14 protein-coding genes and 1 pseudogene are annotated in these 16,314 nt (G+C 59.2%); 7 read left to right on the plus strand and 8 right to left on the minus strand.

Annotation, left to right across the window (positions count from 1 at the left end):
• Positions 1-271 precede the first annotated feature (271 nt).
• Positions 272-1,300, plus strand: a complete 1,029-nt coding sequence (galE, locus tag KUIN1_RS13990) for a UDP-glucose 4-epimerase GalE (RefSeq protein ID WP_152092053.1) — start codon at positions 272-274, stop codon at positions 1,298-1,300.
• 73 nt (positions 1,301-1,373) lie between these two features.
• Here galE and KUIN1_RS13995 read toward each other — a convergent pair whose 3' ends face one another.
• The gene (locus KUIN1_RS13995) at positions 1,374-1,922 is read right to left on the minus strand and encodes a cupin domain-containing protein (RefSeq protein ID WP_003344936.1); all 549 of its coding nucleotides are present in this window, start codon (positions 1,920-1,922) and stop codon (positions 1,374-1,376) included.
• Between the two features lie 127 nt (positions 1,923-2,049).
• The gene (locus KUIN1_RS14000) at positions 2,050-2,799 is read right to left on the minus strand and encodes a gamma-glutamyl-gamma-aminobutyrate hydrolase family protein (RefSeq protein WP_024638139.1); all 750 of its coding nucleotides are present in this window, start codon (positions 2,797-2,799) and stop codon (positions 2,050-2,052) included.
• Between the two features lie 127 nt (positions 2,800-2,926).
• Between KUIN1_RS14000 and KUIN1_RS14005 the strand changes: the two genes are divergently transcribed.
• From KUIN1_RS14005 to KUIN1_RS14015, 3 genes are all read left to right on the plus strand, one after another.
• On the plus strand, positions 2,927-3,814 hold the full coding sequence (locus tag KUIN1_RS14005; RefSeq protein ID WP_011267906.1) for a LysR family transcriptional regulator: 888 nt from the start codon (positions 2,927-2,929) through the stop codon (positions 3,812-3,814).
• 145 nt (positions 3,815-3,959) lie between these two features.
• A complete protein-coding gene (locus tag KUIN1_RS14010; RefSeq protein WP_003401095.1) occupies positions 3,960-5,024 on the plus strand; it encodes an aromatic ring-hydroxylating oxygenase subunit alpha in 1,065 nt (354 codons plus the stop codon).
• Positions 5,025-5,097: 73 nt separating this feature from the next.
• On the plus strand, positions 5,098-6,048 hold the full coding sequence (locus KUIN1_RS14015; protein ID WP_103753833.1) for a PDR/VanB family oxidoreductase: 951 nt from the start codon (positions 5,098-5,100) through the stop codon (positions 6,046-6,048).
• Here the strand turns inward: KUIN1_RS14015 and KUIN1_RS14020 are convergent, their stop codons facing one another.
• Entirely contained in the window at positions 6,049-6,759 is a 711-nt protein-coding gene (locus tag KUIN1_RS14020; protein ID WP_003416800.1) for a GntR family transcriptional regulator, read from the minus strand.
• A gap of 75 nt (positions 6,760-6,834) precedes the next feature.
• A complete protein-coding gene (locus tag KUIN1_RS14025; RefSeq protein WP_011267909.1) occupies positions 6,835-8,805 on the minus strand; it encodes a putative bifunctional diguanylate cyclase/phosphodiesterase in 1,971 nt (656 codons plus the stop codon).
• Between the two features lie 228 nt (positions 8,806-9,033).
• Between KUIN1_RS14025 and KUIN1_RS28705 the strand changes: the two are divergent.
• A pseudogene (locus tag KUIN1_RS28705) lies at positions 9,034-9,138 on the plus strand (nucleoside hydrolase); the annotation flags it as partial.
• Between the two features lie 27 nt (positions 9,139-9,165).
• On the opposite strand, the gene KUIN1_RS14030 reads toward KUIN1_RS28705, so the two are convergent.
• From KUIN1_RS14030 to KUIN1_RS14040, 3 genes are all read right to left on the minus strand, one after another.
• A complete protein-coding gene (locus KUIN1_RS14030; protein WP_003401089.1) occupies positions 9,166-9,849 on the minus strand; it encodes a hypothetical protein in 684 nt (227 codons plus the stop codon).
• Between the two features lie 138 nt (positions 9,850-9,987).
• Positions 9,988-10,887, minus strand: a complete 900-nt coding sequence (locus KUIN1_RS14035; protein WP_011267910.1) for a LysR substrate-binding domain-containing protein — start codon at positions 10,885-10,887, stop codon at positions 9,988-9,990.
• 138 nt (positions 10,888-11,025) lie between these two features.
• Positions 11,026-11,439, minus strand: coding sequence for a DUF3757 domain-containing protein (locus tag KUIN1_RS14040; RefSeq protein ID WP_024643289.1), 414 nt, complete (start codon positions 11,437-11,439; stop codon positions 11,026-11,028).
• 490 nt (positions 11,440-11,929) lie between these two features.
• Between KUIN1_RS14040 and KUIN1_RS14045 the strand changes: the two genes are divergently transcribed.
• Positions 11,930-13,273 (plus strand): MFS transporter, encoded by a 1,344-nt coding sequence (locus tag KUIN1_RS14045; RefSeq protein WP_060400281.1) that lies wholly within the window; start codon positions 11,930-11,932, stop codon positions 13,271-13,273.
• A gap of 18 nt (positions 13,274-13,291) precedes the next feature.
• The gene (locus KUIN1_RS14050; RefSeq protein ID WP_104684235.1) at positions 13,292-14,566 is read left to right on the plus strand and encodes a glucarate dehydratase family protein; all 1,275 of its coding nucleotides are present in this window, start codon (positions 13,292-13,294) and stop codon (positions 14,564-14,566) included.
• Positions 14,567-14,582: 16 nt separating this feature from the next.
• Here the strand turns inward: KUIN1_RS14050 and KUIN1_RS14055 are convergent, their stop codons facing one another.
• A complete protein-coding gene (locus KUIN1_RS14055; RefSeq protein WP_152092055.1) occupies positions 14,583-16,247 on the minus strand; it encodes a PqiB family protein in 1,665 nt (554 codons plus the stop codon).
• Between the last annotated feature and the right edge of the window lie 67 nt (positions 16,248-16,314).

Here is a 16,314-nt window from a genome sequence, read left to right on the forward strand (position 1 = left end):
CATGGGTTTCGAACACGCGCCCAGGCCGCTGTTCGTTGATTCCGATAAAGGGTAGGCGCCGTTGAGAATGAACCGTTGAACTAGGCGGAACAAATACGCCCCTAGTCTTGAGCGAATGTTTTTTTGGCACCTGCAGTACGTTTTCCCCACGCGGTGGTCTGGTCCTGATTTTCGCAAGCGAGGCTCCTCTGTCGTCCTGTTGAGAAAGGTCACGACGACGAGCCGTCAGCTCGCTTCTTGCCGAGGCGGCGAAAATCCAGGGAGGACAATCATGATTCTGGTTACCGGTGGTGCGGGATACATTGGCGCTCACATCGCGCTCGAGTTGCTTGAAGATGGCCGCGATGTCGTCGTGCTTGATAACTTGTGCAACAGTTCGCGAGAGCCGTTAAGACGGATAGAGGAACTCTGCGGGCGACAGGTTGCGTTCATCCACGGCGACGTGCGCAGCAAAGCGACGTTGCACCGGCTGTTCGCTCAGTACCCTGTCAAGGCAGTGGTGCATTGCGCCGGACTCAAGGCGGTGGGCGAAAGCGTTCGAGAGCCGCTGCGCTATTTCGAGACCAACGTGAGCGGCAGCGTCAACTTGTGTCAGGCAATGGCAGAAGCAGGCGTGTTCGACCTTTTATTCAGCTCATCCGCGACGGTTTACGGCGGGTGTGAGCAAATGCCGCTGGATGAGAACTGCCCACTGGGTTTACCGACCAATCCTTACGGGCACTCCAAACTGATGGCCGAGCATGTGATGCAAAGCGTCGCCCGCTCGGATCCACGCTGGTCCATCGGTCTGCTGCGCTACTTCAACCCCATTGGTGCGCATCCGTCCGGCCTGATGGGCGAGTCACCCTGCAACACGCCGAACAACCTGTTGCCCTTCCTGCTGCAGGTTGCCAATCGACTACGCCCTGCCCTGCACATATTCGGCAGTGACTACCCCACGCTGGACGGAACAGGTGTGCGTGATTACCTTCATGTGATGGATCTGGCCGAGGGACACCTGAAGGCGCTGGACAAAATTCATGACGAACGTGGCGTATCCGTCTGGAATCTGGGCACAGGACAGGGTTATTCGGTGCTTGAGGTGGTGCACGCCTTCGAACGTATCTCCGGCAAAGCTGTGCCGTTGATCTTTGAACCACGCCGGCCCGGAGACATTGCAGCATGCTGGTCCGATCCGGGAAAAGCAGCGCGCGAGCTGGATTGGCGAGCCAGGTTCAACCTTGATTCGATGCTCACCGACGCCTGGCGCTGGCAGTGCATGAACCCGCAGGGTTACAGGCCGACAGCGCTGGTCAGTTGAATTTTATCCAGACGTGTTGCCAGACGTGCTGAACGATCATCACGTTATCGTGACGCCTGCCAGCAAGCGCATGCTAGAAGTTGGCCGGTGTGTTGGCGCTGATGATCTCGGCTTCGTCCTGGCCAATATTGCGGAAGCGATGCGGCAAGGTGGTCGGGAAGTAATAGCCGTCCCCCGGACCGAGAATGTTGACTTGCCCATCGATGGTCAGCTCCACGGTGCCGCGCGTCACCAGACCGCACTCCTCGCCTTCGCTGTGAACGATCGGCTCATCGCCCGAGTCGGCACCCGGCGCGTATTGCTCACGCAGAAAACGCATCTGCCGGCTTGGCAGGGTCGCGCCCACCAGCAGCAAACGGGCACCGTTGCGCCCCAGATCGGGTTGATCACCGGCTCGAAACACGTACTGATCCTGTCCCGGAGGCTGATCGAATGTGAAAAAATCCGCCAGCGTCATGGGAATCCCCTCAAGCAGCTTTTTCAGCGAGCTGATGGAAGGACTGACACGATTTTGTTCGATAAGGGAAATCGTGGCATTGGTCACACCACTGCGTCGGGCGAGCTCACGCTGTGACAGCTTGTAGCTTTCACGCACCAGTTTGAGTCGTGCTCCCGTATCCATAGTGGCCTTATGTGAAAGATATCCGGTGAATGAGGCAGCGCCCCGGCGCAATGGATCGTCCATTACCCGAAGCCGTCAAGCCGGATATTAAATCACGTTTGCCCGCAACACTCAGCAGCTCATCGCTCTAGCGGTGGTTGCGCGCATAGCTCTGGCAGGCCTCGCGGAAGGCCTTGAACAGGTTGAGCGACACGGGGTTGTCCATGAACTCCCATTCCGGATGCCACTGCACACCCAGCACAAAGCCTGGCGCGCCGGGCATGGACACCGCTTCGACCAGACCGTCGGGGGCCAATGCTTCTGCGCGCAGGTCCGACGCCAGACGATCGACACCCTGACTGTGCAGGCTGTTGACCTCGAAGCCCGGGCCCAGCCCGAGCGAGTCGAGCAAACCGCCAGGCTGCACCTGCACGGCATGCTTTGGCGTGTACTGCACCGCCAGCACCTCGCTTTGCGGCTCACGATGATCCAGATAGCCGGGCAACTCCTGAACCCGCTGATGCAGGCTGCCGCCCAAAGCGACATTCAGCTCCTGAAAACCGCGGCAAATGCACAACACCGGCACGCCCTGAGCGATGGCAGCCCTGAGCAGCGGCAGTGTGGTGCGGTCCCGGAATACATCATGAGCGGTGCCCTCCACGCTCGCCGGTCCATTGTAGTGACGCGGCTCGACGTTGGACGGCGAGCCGGTAAACAGCAGGCCATCCAGCGACGCGAGCAGTTGCGCAGGCTCGGTGGGCACCTCGAGTGCAGGCAGAATCACCGGCATGCCGGCGAAGGCTGCAGCCTCGACGTACTTGTCGCCTGCGGTGTGAGAAGAATACTTGCCCAACTGCTGACGGCAGGCGGTGACACCGATCAAGGGAGGTCGCGACATAGCTTGAATCCTGTGTGAAATCTGAATGGTCAGCGCCATTTGGACGCTATCCAGCGGGAATGAAACCAGTCTAGGATAGTCATCTGCGCAACAAACATAGGCATTCCGGCAAAGGAACAATGCACCGATGCAATATGAAATCACCCACGCCGACCTTTCATTGGTGCTCGCCCTGGTTCGCGGCCGCACGCTGGCACGCGCCGCCGATCTGTTGCAGGTTGATGTATCGACCGTATTCCGCTCGATCCGTCGCCTGGAAGCAGCCCTCGGTGCAGCGCTGTTTGAAAAGAACCGGCGCGGGTACATACCGACCGATACCGCGCAGGCCATGGCCGAGCAGGCCGAGCGCGCCGAACAGGCGCTTGCTGCTGCGCGCATCGCCCTGCAACAGGGCGAACAGGTCGTCAGCGGCACGGTACGCCTGACCTGTACCGATGCAGTACTGCATAGCCTGCTATTACCAGCGCTGGCGGACTTCATGCCGCAGTACCCTGCCCTTACGCTGGAGCTGGCCACCTCCAATGCCTTTGCCAACCTCAGCCGTCGCGATGCCGACATCGCCCTGCGCCTGACCAATACGCCACCCGAGCACCTGATCGGACGCTGCCTGGGCAGTGCCGACTACTTTGTCTGTGGCCGAGCCGAATACCGCGAGGCCTTGACGCAGAACCCTGCCTCGATCCCGTGGATCAGCCCGGACGACTCGATGCCCGACCACACCTCGGTAATCTGGCGTAAACAGGCCTTTCCGGGGGTATTACCGAGCTACCGCTGCAGCAACATGTCGGCAGTCTCGCAGTTGGTCGCTGCCGGCCTGGGCGTCGCGGCGTTGACCGGCTTCACGGTCGAGGGCCTTGGAGCGGTCGAACGCCTGAGTGGCCCGCTGGAAGGATGCCGCACCGACCTGTGGCTGCTGACCCGCCCCGACTGTCGCGCACTGCGTTCTGTGCAGACCCTGCTGGAAGCACTCGCGCCACGACTGCGAGCCGCATTGCAGGTATCCAGCCCCGGCTGATCAGCCTCTGTGGATCCATTAAATAATAGTTAACAAAATTAATCATTGGATTAATCGCGATCCTGTGGCATTAATAATCACGAGGAAACAACTTGATTCATTCTGTGGATCCATAAGACCAATAATCGAACCGTGGAGAACCATCATGCACCCGAAAAATGCGTGGTACGTCGCTTGCACAGCGGATGAAGTCGCCGACAAGCCTCTGGGCCGGCAGATCTGCAACGAAAAGATGGTGTTCTATCGCGACCAGAACCAGCAGGTCGTGGCCGTCGAAGACTTCTGCCCGCATCGCGGCGCCCCGCTCTCGCTGGGCTATGTCGAGAACGGCCAGCTGGTGTGTGGTTACCACGGGCTGGTCATGGGCGGCGACGGCAAGACTGTTTCGATGCCCGGCCAGCGTGTTCGCGGCTTCCCTTGCAACAAGACCTTCGCCGCGGTCGAGCGCTACGGCTTCATCTGGGTCTGGCCCGGTGACCGGGAAAAAGCCGACCCGGCACTCATTCATCATCTGGAGTGGGCAGTCAGCGACGAATGGGCCTACGGCGGCGGGCTGTTTCATATCCAGTGCGACTACCGCCTGATGATCGACAACCTGATGGACCTCACTCACGAAACCTACGTGCATGCGTCAAGCATCGGCCAGAAGGAAATCGACGAGGCAGCGCCCGTCACAACGGTCGAAGGCGAGGAAGTGGTCACCGCCCGGCACATGGAAAACATCATGCCGCCGCCGTTCTGGCAGATGGCATTGCGTGGCAACAATCTGGCCGATGACGTGCCGGTCGATCGCTGGCAGATCTGCCGCTTCACGCCGCCCAGTCATGTGCTGATCGAAGTCGGCGTCGCCCATGCGGGCAAAGGCGGCTATGACGCGCCTAAGGAGTTCAAGGCGTCGAGCATCGTCGTCGACTTCATCACCCCCGAGACCGACACGTCCATCTGGTACTTCTGGGGCATGGCGCGCAACTTCAATCCGGCCGACGAAGCGCTGACTGCCAGCATCCGTGAAGGCCAGGGCAAGATCTTCACCGAAGACCTGGAAATGCTTGAGCGCCAGCAACAGAACCTGCTTCAGCATCCGCATCGCAACCTGCTCAAGCTCAATATCGACGCCGGTGGCGTGCAGTCACGCAAGATCCTGGAGCGATTGATCGCTGCCGAGCAGGCCGGTCCCGGCGAGCAGATTCCCGTGATGGCGACGAAATGACCGGCCATTGCCCGTCGAAATACGAAGAAAACAATCAGAAGTGACCCTTGCCGCGGTCACCCGAGGACCTGACATGATCGACGTGACAGTGTTATCACGTAACGATGAAGCGCTGGATATCTGCAGCTTTGAACTGGTGCGGGCAGACGGAGCGCTGTTGCCGCCGTTCAGCGCAGGCGCGCACATTGACGTGCACCTGCCTGACGGGCTGATCCGCCAGTACTCGCTGTGCAATGCCCCGAGCGAGCGTCACCGCTATCTGATCGGCGTCCTCAACGACCCGGCCTCGCGTGGTGGCTCACGCAGCCTGCATCAGCAGATTCAGCCTGGCGCGCAGTTGCGTATCAGCGAACCGCGCAACCTGTTCCCGCTGGCTGAAAACAGCCGACGCACGCTGCTGTTCGCCGGCGGTATCGGCATCACCCCGATCCTGTGCATGGCCGAACAGCTTGCGTTGGAGGCTGCCGATTTCGAGCTGCACTATTGCGTGCGTTCCGCCGAGCGCGGCGCCTTTATCGAGCGCCTGAAGCATTCGGCATTTGCCGAGCGCATCACGCTGCACTTCGATGAACAGCCGGACACCGCACTGGAGGCTGGTAAAGTGCTCGCCCCCCCCCAGCCCGATACCCATCTGTACGTGTGCGGGCCAGGCGGTTTCATGCAATACATCCTCGACAGCGCGCGTGCCGCTGGCTGGTCCGAGGACACTCTGCACCGCGAGTACTTCTCCGCAGAGCCGGTAGACACCAGCAACGACGGCAGTTTTTCGATAGAGATCGCCAGTACTGGCCAGGTCATTGCCATTCCGGCCAACAAGACGGTCGCTCAGGTGCTCGAAAGCCACGGCATCGATATTCCACTGTCGTGTGAGCAAGGTGTCTGTGGCACCTGCCTGACGCGGGTCTTGAAAGGCATTCCGGATCATCGCGATCTGTTTCTGACCGAAGATGAGCAGGCGCTCAACGATCAGTTCACGCCGTGCTGTTCACGTTCGAAGACGCCCGTGCTGGTGCTCGACCTCTGATCAGTCCGGGCGCTGAATGACCTTCATGCGCTCGTTCTGCCCGGCGCCGAAGATTTCCGCGTAACGCAAGGTGGCATTGGCATGCTCGCGCATGATGGCCTCGGCGCGAGCGCCCTGCCCGTTGACCAGCGCATCCACCACGGCGTGATGCTGCATGTGGGCGAAATTGAACCGCCGGTATTCGCGAATCAGGTTGTCGCGATCCACGGCCAGCGCGGTCACCGAGGCAAAAGGCAGATGGTCGTTGCGCGACAGTGCATCGGCAATGGCGCGATTACCGCTGCCCTCGACGATCACGCGATGCAGACGCATGTTCATGTCGTGATAGACCTCAAGGTCATCTTCAGTGACATGGCCTTTCTCGAACAGCGCGTCACCCTGCACCAGACAGGCTTCCAGTTCATCGCGCGCCTCCTGGGTCACGCCGCGCTCGGCCATTTGCCGCGCGGCAAGCCCCTCCAGGACACCGCGGACATCCACCGCACCGGCGATTTCCATCGGGCTGATCGAACGCACCTGAAACCCACGCCCGCCAAAGGGCACCAGCAGCCCTTCCTGCTCCAGCGTGCGGAACGCCATGCGCACCGGCATGCGCGACACGCCAAACAGCTCGGCGGTCGGCACCTCCATCAGGCGCTCGCCGGCAGCCAGCTCGCCTGATGCGATCATCTTGCGCAACGCAACGAGGACGGTCTGCCCGGGTTTGCTCATCAAAAGGCTTCCGTGGGGATCAAAAAAGGCATCTTACCCCACGCGCGCCCGAGTGAATCGCCCACATGCAATCGATCAGAGGGGGCACGAGGCGGCGTAACCGAAGGTGCGCTCTTCATCAGGTATTTCAATCCACGCCAGCGTCTCTGCAAAACTGATCGGCGGGCTGTAGAAGTAGCCCTGCACCATCGTGCAACCCAGGGTGGTCAGTGCATTCAACTCATCCTGTGTTTCGACGCCTTCGATCACGCAGCCCAGGGACATGTCCAGACTCAAGGCAACCAGCGATTTGACGATCTTGTAACTGGCCGGGTTGTTATGCACCCCGGTGACAAAGCTGCGGTCGATCTTCAGCTTGGTCAGCGCCAGCGCGTGCAACTGACTGAGGCTGGAGAAGCCGGTGCCGAAGTCGTCCAGCGAGATGCCGCAACCCAGCTTGCGGAACTGGGTAATGGCCTGCTGCACCTGGGCGATATCCTGCATGACCGCCGTTTCGGTGATTTCCAGATCGAGCCGCGACGCATCGAAGCCGCTGTGTTCGATGATCTCGACAATTCTGTTGACACTTTCCCAGGTCGCACAGTCGTGCGCGGACAGATTGAACGACAGCCTGACAGGCGCAGGCCACGATAGGGCCATGCTTAGCGCCTGGGTCAACAAGGGCACAGTGAGCTTGTTGATCATGCCGATGCGCTCGGCGATCGGAATGAAATGCGCCGGCGAAACAGCCCCCAGTTCCGGGCTGTTCCAGCGCGCCAGCGCCTCGAACGCCACCGTTTCGCGCGTGCAGCTTTCAATGATCGGCTGAAACAATACGTGGAACTCGGTTTCCAGATTGGCGCGCCGCAAGGCCTGTTCGGTAACGCCGTCGGCATGCAACTGCTCACGGTGGCTAGCGGAGAACAGGCAGGTGGTTCCGGGGTTATGGTTTTTGCCCTGATACAGCGCGTAATCGGCAAATTCGAACAGCTGGGTCGCGTTATCTGCGGTAGCCGGGTACGTCGCCAGGCCCAGTGTCGCGCCAATCTGGATCGGCATGTCCGACAGTTCGAAGCTTTCGTGCATGAGGTCACACAGGTGTTTGCCAAACGCCTGCAATGCCTCGCTGTCGATGTCTCCCTTGATCACCAGCGCGAACTCGTCACCGCCCAGTCGCGATACATGCACCTTGTCGCTTGAGGCGCTGGTCAGGCGTTCAGCCACCAGCATCAGCAGACGGTCGCCGATTCGATGACCATAAAGGTCATTGACCGGCTTGAACCCGTCCAGGTCCAACACGCCCACTGCCAGCCCGCTGCGCTGCGCCATTGCCTCGGTCATCGCGGTATCCAAAGTCTGAAAGAACTGCCGACGATTGGGCAGGCCCGTCAGGCTGTCCTGATTGGCCAGCAGCAGGTTCTCGTTGCTCAGTTGCTCGGTCTTTACCTGCACATTCACCAGACTGGTGAAATCGCGGTACTGGTAATGAAGAATGATCAGCATGCCGATCGACACCAGCACGATATTCACCGCCGTGGCGATAAAGGTAATGTTGTAAGTCGAGGCGAAGAAAATCACGAAGGCGGTGTTGACGACCAGCGCGGTGGTCAGCGCTGCGGGCCGCAAGTGCATCATGCAGAAGATGCAGACAATCACCGTAATGCCCATAAAAAACGCGACATGCGCCTGGGAATAGGCATCGCCATAGGGGTAAAGCGACAGGGACCAGGCGGCAAACCCGGCCGCTATCACGCCCGCCAGACCATGCGTACCGCGCAGCGTGGCCAGAATGATCGCCGGAGCGGGTGGCGGCCGGTTTACAGTGCGCAACCATTTGCTTGCACGGACGCCACAGATAACCGTGAGCAGCGCAGGGACCAGCAGCGTCAGCCACACCGGAGCGGTTCGCCAATGAGTGAACGCCAACGCCCAGGTATTGACCAGCAGCACGAAGTACATCAACGGCAGTTGTCGGGACAACGCAACGTACTGGGCCTGCAACAACCTGGGGTTATCAGCAGGCACAGACATCAGGGCACGCAAGGCACCCGGTAGTTTTTTCAGCATCGCAAGGCTTCTCTGTTACCACAGTCAAAGCACACGTGGCTTGCTGCTCATCATGCGAACCGGACAGCTAATTGTCGGCTCGCTTGTCAGGCTCTCGGCAGAAGTGATTAATTCTTTACGGTAAAACCGAGCCGTGCATCGGTTTAATTGAAATAACCCGCCGGTCACTTTCCCCTGCGCGCGCCTGGATTAATGACGCTTGTACACCTTTCAAGCGTCCCCTACGGGGCAAGGAGCATTAACGTGCCGATCTTCGATTTGCAGGCGACCATGCTGATGGCAGGCGGTATTGAAGCAGCGAAAGTCGATGAGCAGTTTCTATCGGTCAACAGCCTCACAGGCCTGACGCAGTCACTACAATCAGTTCGCCGCCACTTGCGCCCGGTCGGCCTGCATGACCAGGGCTTTGAGCGAGGCGTCGAACTGCTTCAAGGCATTCACTTGCAGATCACGCTGCTGATCGATCTGTGCGGCGATCTCCGGAGCGGCCTTGCCTTGCACCCAGACCGAGGTCATTTCCCGAACCACCTCACCTTCAGCCTTGCCGATGTATTGCAGGTCGTTGTCATAGAAGCGTGCCATGAACCGCGCTTCGACCTGACTGTTGCGCTTGCTCACCAGACGATTGTAAGTGTCGAGCATGACCACCACATCCGGCCGCGCCTGCATCAGCGCATCGAGCGTGTCGTAGACGGTCACCGAGGCGAACTCTTTCTTTAATGAGCCCACCAGCCAGTCGGTCGCCAGTGCCGGGTCCGAACTGTTGACGAATGCATTGCGGATACGCGAATCGAGCGCGCCACTGCGGCCACTCCTCAGCGCCACCGAGTGATAGTTGTTCAAATACTGAAGGTTGCTGAGGGTGTTTTCGCTGTACAGCACGCCCACCGACTGAGTGTGTTGCAGGCCCGCAGCGCTGTCGACGACGGGCATGAAATGGCAGGACTGTTCGGAGACCGGGGAGACGGCAGCATTGACGGGGGCAGTGAACACAATGCTGGTGCTGAACACGGCAGCAAACGTCAACAGATTGAACATTCTCATCGCGTCGTCTCCCTTTGGAGCAGGTGGCTATGGCGCCATCCTCCTCCTTTGCCGGAAAAACAGAACTTGCCTTGCTTGATGATGACTATCGACTGAATGAATGATAGTTGATGCCACTACGTTGCAAGGTTTTTCGCTTCAATTTTCATCTGCCCTGACGGCCGCCCGAATGGCTTGCAGCAGCATCCGGCACGCCGGATTGTCATTGTCGGTACGCCAGACCAGGTGCAACTCGCTCTGCACGCCTTCGCCCAGGTCAATGTCACGAAACACGACATCCTTGAACACCACATTGGTTGCACAACGCGGCACCAAAGCCAGGCCCATTCCGGCGTTGACCAACGCCAGAATAGTCAGTGACGATCCAAGCCATTGGACATACTCCGGTGCAACTCGTGCGGAGCGAAACATACCGGTCAGCAGTTCGTTGAACGGTGGATACGCCGAATGCGAATACATCAGGAACGGTGCGCCATCCAGATCGGCCACCGCCACCGAATCGGCATGCGCCAGGCGATGATTGCTCGGCACGGCCAGCACGAACGGCTCGCGTACCAGGCATTCGCTCTCGTAACCCGGCTGAAACAACGGTGCCCGCACGATGCCCAGGTCAATGCGCCGCGCCCTGAGTGCTTCGTGCTGCTGATAGGTATTCATTTCCGTCAGGGAAATCTTCACCTGCGGCTGTTTGAGGCGCGCCTCGGCGATCACCCTGGGCAGAAACTCGTACACCGCGCTGCCGACAAAACTGATAGTCACCGAGCCGATGTCACCTTCGGCAAAGCGCCGCGCGGAAATGGCCGCCTGCTGCGCGCGCTCCAGCAAGGTCTGCGCCTCAATGAAAAAGGCCCTGCCCGCGGCAGTCAGTGCCACACTGCGAGTGCTGCGGGTGAACAGTTCTACGCCTAGGTTGTGCTCCAGTATCTGAATCTGCCGACTCAACGGCGGCTGCGTCATGTTAAGCCGTTCGGCGGCACGGCGAAAATTCAGCTCTGTGGCCACCGTGGTGAAGCAACGCAGTTGGGAAAGCTCGAACATTGATCCACTCCCGGTATCAATCAAGTCACTGACACAGAGTACAGTAACTGCTCGAGCAACCCAGTGCGCCGTTTGACAAAGCAAAGGGAAAGACGCCCATAGCTGACACGTCTTTGAACCTTTGATTATTCAAACGTATTATTCAAACGTACAGCGTGTTGGGTCAGCGGCTTTACATTCTTTGTCTTTCCAACTGCTCCCGACAGTCTTGGGCTCCGACGGAGTTTTAAGTATTAATCTAAACCCCGCATCCTTCGATCCTTTATCACTCGCTCCCTCATAATCACACGCGACAAAAAAACCCTTATCGTTATTGCGGATACCGGCCAGTGTAAAGTGAACACTTTCAAGGTCTGCTTCCGTAGCCAAAGGGTTTTCGCCACTCCAGTGCTGCCCAGAAGGGTCAGCAGCTTTGTAGGAGTAGCCCCAATCCTCGGAGGTTTGAGTTATGTTTTTGACTGCCGGGCATGCGCTGGTCGCTGCGTAGGTATTGCCCATCAAAGCAGTCATCATCACAAGGCATGCTGACGCGTTCTTGAATTTCATATTCATGTCTAACGCTCCGTTTTCAACGAAATAAGCTGGATAACTAATTATCAGCAAAGCGCACGACGCCGACAGAGATGACCGGAGGCCATTATTGCAAGACTAGCTTATGTACATACCTGGGCAAGACGGCCGCTTACAGGGGTCGTTATATCCGACAGGTGGAGTGACTAACGGAAGATACAGGGACTTGGCAATGAAACTTACACTCGGCTAGAAACTGTAAGCGCCGATTGACAGGCAGCGATTCAATCAAGCACTCCGGCACTGGATTCTGTGCTCTGAAAATGCACCCACTCTGCACGGGTTCCATAAATCATACCGAAGGTGCCCAGCACCGCACAGAAGCACAGCGATCAATACAATATGGGTATCAATCAAGTCAAAAGCTGGATTGGACAGGAATAATACACGCCTCCATGATCGACTCATCCCCAAAAAAACAATGAATGGGAGTCGCCTCTTGAATACCGTCCCTGGTACTACGGACGCCACGGTGCTTGCCCGTGCGGCCGCCAAGGTGAAACGCCACGTGCTGCCGCTGTTCGTGGTGATGTTCATCGTCAATTACATCGACCGGGTCAATATCGGTTTTGTACGCAGCCATCTGGAAACCGATCTGGGTATCGGCGCAGCAGCTTACGGGCTGGGTGCCGGATTGTTCTTCGTCGGTTACGCACTGTTCGAAGTCCCCTCCAACATGCTGTTGCAGCGCTACGGCGCCCGCGCCTGGCTGACCCGCATCATGTTTACCTGGGGAGCGGCCGCCATGGCCATGGCGTTCGTCCAGGGCGAAACCAGCTTCTACGTGCTGCGCTTCATTCTGGGCGCTGCCGAAGCCGGCTTCTTCCCCGGCATCATCTATTATTTCACCCAGTGGCTGCCTTCCGGTGACCGCGGCAAAGCCATGGCGCTGTTTCTCAGCGGCTCGGCGATAGCCTCGGTGATTTCCGGACCGGTGTCCGGCGCCCTGCTTGGCCTCGAGGGCCTGAACCTGCATGGCTGGCAGTGGATGTTCCTGATCGAAGGCTTCGCGTCTATCGTGCTCTGCGGTTTCGTCTGGTTCTGGCTGCAATCACATCCTCACGAAGCCCGCTGGCTCAGTGACGAAGAAAAAACCGCGCTCAGCACCGCTATCGCCGAAGAGCAACGGCTGCGCGAAGCAGCACAAACCGTCAGACCCTCGGTATTCCGACTGTTGGCGGACCGGCAGATCCTGCTGTTCTGCTTCATCTATTTTTCCGTGGCCCTGACCATCTACGGCGCCACCTTCTGGCTGCCGAGCATGATCCGCAAGATGGGCAGTTTCAGCGATTTCGAGGTCGGGCTGTTCAATTCGATCCCGTGGATCATCTCTATCGTGGCCATGTACGGCTTCGCAGCTCTGGCCGCACGCTTCAAGCACCAGCAGGCCTGGGTAGCGGTGACCCTGGTCATCGCCGCCGCCGGCATGTTCATGTCCACCGTGGGCGGTCCGGTGTTCGCCTTTGTCGCCATCTGCTTCGCGGCAATCGGTTTCAAGGCCGCGTCTGCGCTGTTCTGGCCAATCCCTCAAGGCTATCTGGATGCACGCATTGCTGCTGCGGTCATTGCGCTGATCAACTCCATCGGCAACCTGGGCGGTTTCGTCGCACCGACCACGTTCGGCTTTCTGGAACAGACCACCGGTTCGATTCAGGGCGGTCTGTATGGCCTGGCAGCGACATCGCTGCTCGCTGCCGTGGTGATCTTCTTCGCCCGCACTACGCCACGAGGTGACCGCGGCCGCCCGTCCAGGGCTGAGCGGCCCGCAGCGCTCAGCCCTGCCGTCAATGGCACCCCTTCCAGCCTCAAACCCTGACCTCCGGGAGACCGCCCTTTGAAAATCATCCGTGTAACCGTGACCCCTATCGCCTTTCGCGACCCGCCACTGCTCAACGCCAGTGGTATTCACGAACCTTTCGCCCTGCGCTCGATCATCGAGATAGAAAGCGACAACGGCTACATCGGCCTCGGTGAAAGCTACGGTGATGCCCCGGCACTGGCGATTCAGCAACAGGTGCAGACCCAGCTGATCGGGCTCGACCCGTTCAACCTCAATCAGCTGCGCAGCATCGTGCAGGCGACCGTGGCGGCGCATAAGCCTGCCAGCCTGGCCGGTGCCGAACTGGCGCCGGGCTCACACGCCAGCAAGGCGGTCAGCAATGCTTATTCTGCGTTCGAAGTAGCGTTTCTGGACCTGCAGGCACGTTCCATGAACCTGCCACTGGTGGACCTGCTTGGCGGTGCCATTCGTGACCAGATACCCTTCAGCGCCTATCTGTTCTTCAAATATGCGCAGCATGCCGATGCGCCTTACGCGCCCGACAGCTGGGGTGAAGCGCTCAGCGAAGAGCAGATCGTCGCCCAGGCCCGGCGCATGATCGACGCCTACGGTTTCAAAAGCATCAAGCTCAAGGCCGGTGCACTGCAGCCGGAACACGAGGTGTCGTGCATCAAGGCGCTGAAAAAAGCCTTCCCCGGTTACCCGCTGCGCATCGACCCCAACGGCAACTGGTCACTGGAGACCTCGATTCGGATGGCCGAACTGCTGGGCGATGATCTGCAATATTACGAAGACCCGACGCCCGGCCTCGACGGCATGTCCGAATTGCACAAACGCACCGGACTGCCGCTGGCGACCAACATGGTGGTGACCGATTTCGACGAGTTCCGCCGCAGCGTGGCACTGGACAGCGTGCAGATCGTGCTCGCCGACCACCATTACTGGGGCGGCCTGCGCGACACTCAGGCGCTGGCGAAGATGTGCGACACCTTTGGCCTGGGCGTGTCGATGCACTCCAACTCGCATCTGGGCATCAGCCTCATGGCCATGGCCCACGTCGCAGCGTCGGTGCCCAATCTGGACTACGCCTGCGACACGCACTACCCGTGGCAGGAACCGGACGAGGAAGTCATCAAGGGCGGCAAACTGCCGATTGTCGACGGCTGTGTCAGCATCACCCGCGCACCCGGTCTGGGGCTGGAACTGGACTACGACCAGCTCGGCAAACTCAATGATCAGTACCACAGCTGTGGCATCCGGCAGCGCGATGATGTGAAGCAGATGCAGAAGTACAATCCGGACTGGAAGGCGGTCAAACCGAGGTATTGAAGCCGCCCGGCTCGGCTTAATCGGCCTGCTGAACAGGCGCGGGCCTCTGGTAGACACCCGGTGGATCCTGCCGGGTGCGGCCACGGATCAAGGCTTCGGGGTTGCGGCTCAGGTAATCGGTGAGGACCCGTACCGAGCGGGCCATGCGCTGAACCTCATCCATTGTCCGGTCGATCTGTTGACGCACAGGCGAGTCCTCGTCGAGCGCTGCGCCGGCGACGTCCATCGTGCTTCGGGATTGCTCCAGAACGCCGTGCAGCTCAGGCATCACCTGCGCGTTGAAAAGCCTGAACGTTTTCTGCACCTCGTCAAGGCTGCCATTCAGGTTGCCGGCGATCTCCTGCACCGGCACTTTGCCGACCTTGTCGATGATCTGCTGTACCTGCTCCTGCATCTTTTCAAGCTCCCCCGGCACGGTCGGGATTATCAGCGGCTGCGCACTGACATCGAACGGTACCGGCGCAGCGTCAGCGATAAAACCCAGGGAAATATACAGCTGTCCGGTCAGCAGACTCTCGCTGCGAGGCTGCGCACGCAGGCCTCGCTTGACGAAGTCGGCTATCAACTGTGCCGTACGTGCATCGTCGGTAACGCCCAATGTCTTTACGATTTTTTCATTGGCCATACCCAGGCGATCCGGGTAAATCACCGCCCCGACAATACTGGTGAACGACTGGCTGGCCGCGTCGTAGTCCAGGTCTACCGAGACGACTCGCCCCAGTGTTATACCCATGAACTCGACCGGTGAATTGACCTCAAGACCACGCAGCGACTGACTGAAGATCATGCGGATGTAACCCGGCTCGCCGTCGGGCGGCGACAGCGCCTTCTGCTGATCGTCGAACAGCGTAAAGCGTGCATGCTCTGCAGCCCTGGGTGCCTTCGTGCTGTAATCCGGCTCGACGAAGGCCACCCCTCCCGCCAGTATCGTCGAGACTGATTCAGTCTTTATTTTCAGACCATCGGCGTCCACCGTCATGCCAATGCCGCTGGCATTCCAGAAGCGCGTATCGGTGGTCACAAACCTGTCGTTGGGCGCATTGATGAAAACTTCCGCATCCACGCCCTTGCCGTCATCGGATAAATGAAAGGCCGCTATCTGTCCGACTTGAATACGTCGGTAGTACACAGGAGACCCCACCTCCAGTGAGCCCAGGTCCCCGGCGTGCAGGGTAAAACGTGTGCCTTTTATGCCGTAGGTAATGGGTGGCGGAGTTTCCTGACCGACAAAGTGTTTTTTCGTACGCCCGGACGTGCCGCTGTCCGCCGCGATAAATGGCCCGGAAAGCAAGGTATCCACGCCCGACACACCGGTGGCGCCTATACGCGGGCGCATCACCCAGAACAGGGAATCCTCGGCAGTGAACGCACGGGCGTCGGCATCGAGATCCACCGTCGCCACCACGCCTGTGCGGTCTTTGTTCAAGACCACAGCCGATACCTCGCCGATCACGACATTCCTGACCTTGACCCTCGTCTTTTGAGCTTCAAGCCCCTCGGCGCTCTGGAAGGTGATGAAGATTCTCGGGCCTTTGGAGAGTGTGCTGCCGATCAGCAGCGACAGGCCTATCAAGGCAGCAAGCAGCGGAACCAGCCAAGCCGGGGATACGCCGAAACGTCTGTTTCGGGAGAGTGAAGCGCCGACTGCCGATGCAGAAACCGAACCTGAGCGATCAGACATTTTGTCCTCTGAGACGCCCACAAGGGGTCATGCCGACGATTGATACTGTCGGTAGAACTCTGAACCT

Source organism: Pseudomonas sp. KUIN-1 (genome assembly GCF_009176725.1).
GTDB lineage: Bacteria > Pseudomonadota > Gammaproteobacteria > Pseudomonadales > Pseudomonadaceae > Aquipseudomonas > Aquipseudomonas fragariae.

What these genes read in the sequence shown, in the direction of transcription:
- galE (WP_152092053.1), top strand. Translation starts at nt 272, where the DNA reads ATGATTCTGGTTACCGGTGGTGCGGGATACATTGGCGCTCACATCGCG.
- KUIN1_RS14025 (WP_011267909.1), bottom strand. Translation starts at nt 8,805, where the DNA reads ATGCTGAAAAAACTACCGGGTGCCTTGCGTGCCCTGATGTCTGTGCCT.
- KUIN1_RS14005 (WP_011267906.1), top strand. Translation starts at nt 2,927, where the DNA reads ATGCAATATGAAATCACCCACGCCGACCTTTCATTGGTGCTCGCCCTG.
- KUIN1_RS14020 (WP_003416800.1), bottom strand. Translation starts at nt 6,759, where the DNA reads ATGAGCAAACCCGGGCAGACCGTCCTCGTTGCGTTGCGCAAGATGATC.
- KUIN1_RS13995 (WP_003344936.1), bottom strand. Translation starts at nt 1,922, where the DNA reads ATGGATACGGGAGCACGACTCAAACTGGTGCGTGAAAGCTACAAGCTG.
- KUIN1_RS14000 (WP_024638139.1), bottom strand. Translation starts at nt 2,799, where the DNA reads ATGTCGCGACCTCCCTTGATCGGTGTCACCGCCTGCCGTCAGCAGTTG.
- KUIN1_RS14015 (WP_103753833.1), top strand. Translation starts at nt 5,098, where the DNA reads ATGATCGACGTGACAGTGTTATCACGTAACGATGAAGCGCTGGATATC.
- KUIN1_RS14010 (WP_003401095.1), top strand. Translation starts at nt 3,960, where the DNA reads ATGCACCCGAAAAATGCGTGGTACGTCGCTTGCACAGCGGATGAAGTC.
- KUIN1_RS14035 (WP_011267910.1), bottom strand. Translation starts at nt 10,887, where the DNA reads ATGTTCGAGCTTTCCCAACTGCGTTGCTTCACCACGGTGGCCACAGAG.
- KUIN1_RS14030 (WP_003401089.1), bottom strand. Translation starts at nt 9,849, where the DNA reads ATGAGAATGTTCAATCTGTTGACGTTTGCTGCCGTGTTCAGCACCAGC.
- KUIN1_RS14040 (WP_024643289.1), bottom strand. Translation starts at nt 11,439, where the DNA reads ATGAATATGAAATTCAAGAACGCGTCAGCATGCCTTGTGATGATGACT.
- KUIN1_RS14055 (WP_152092055.1), bottom strand. Translation starts at nt 16,247, where the DNA reads ATGTCTGATCGCTCAGGTTCGGTTTCTGCATCGGCAGTCGGCGCTTCA.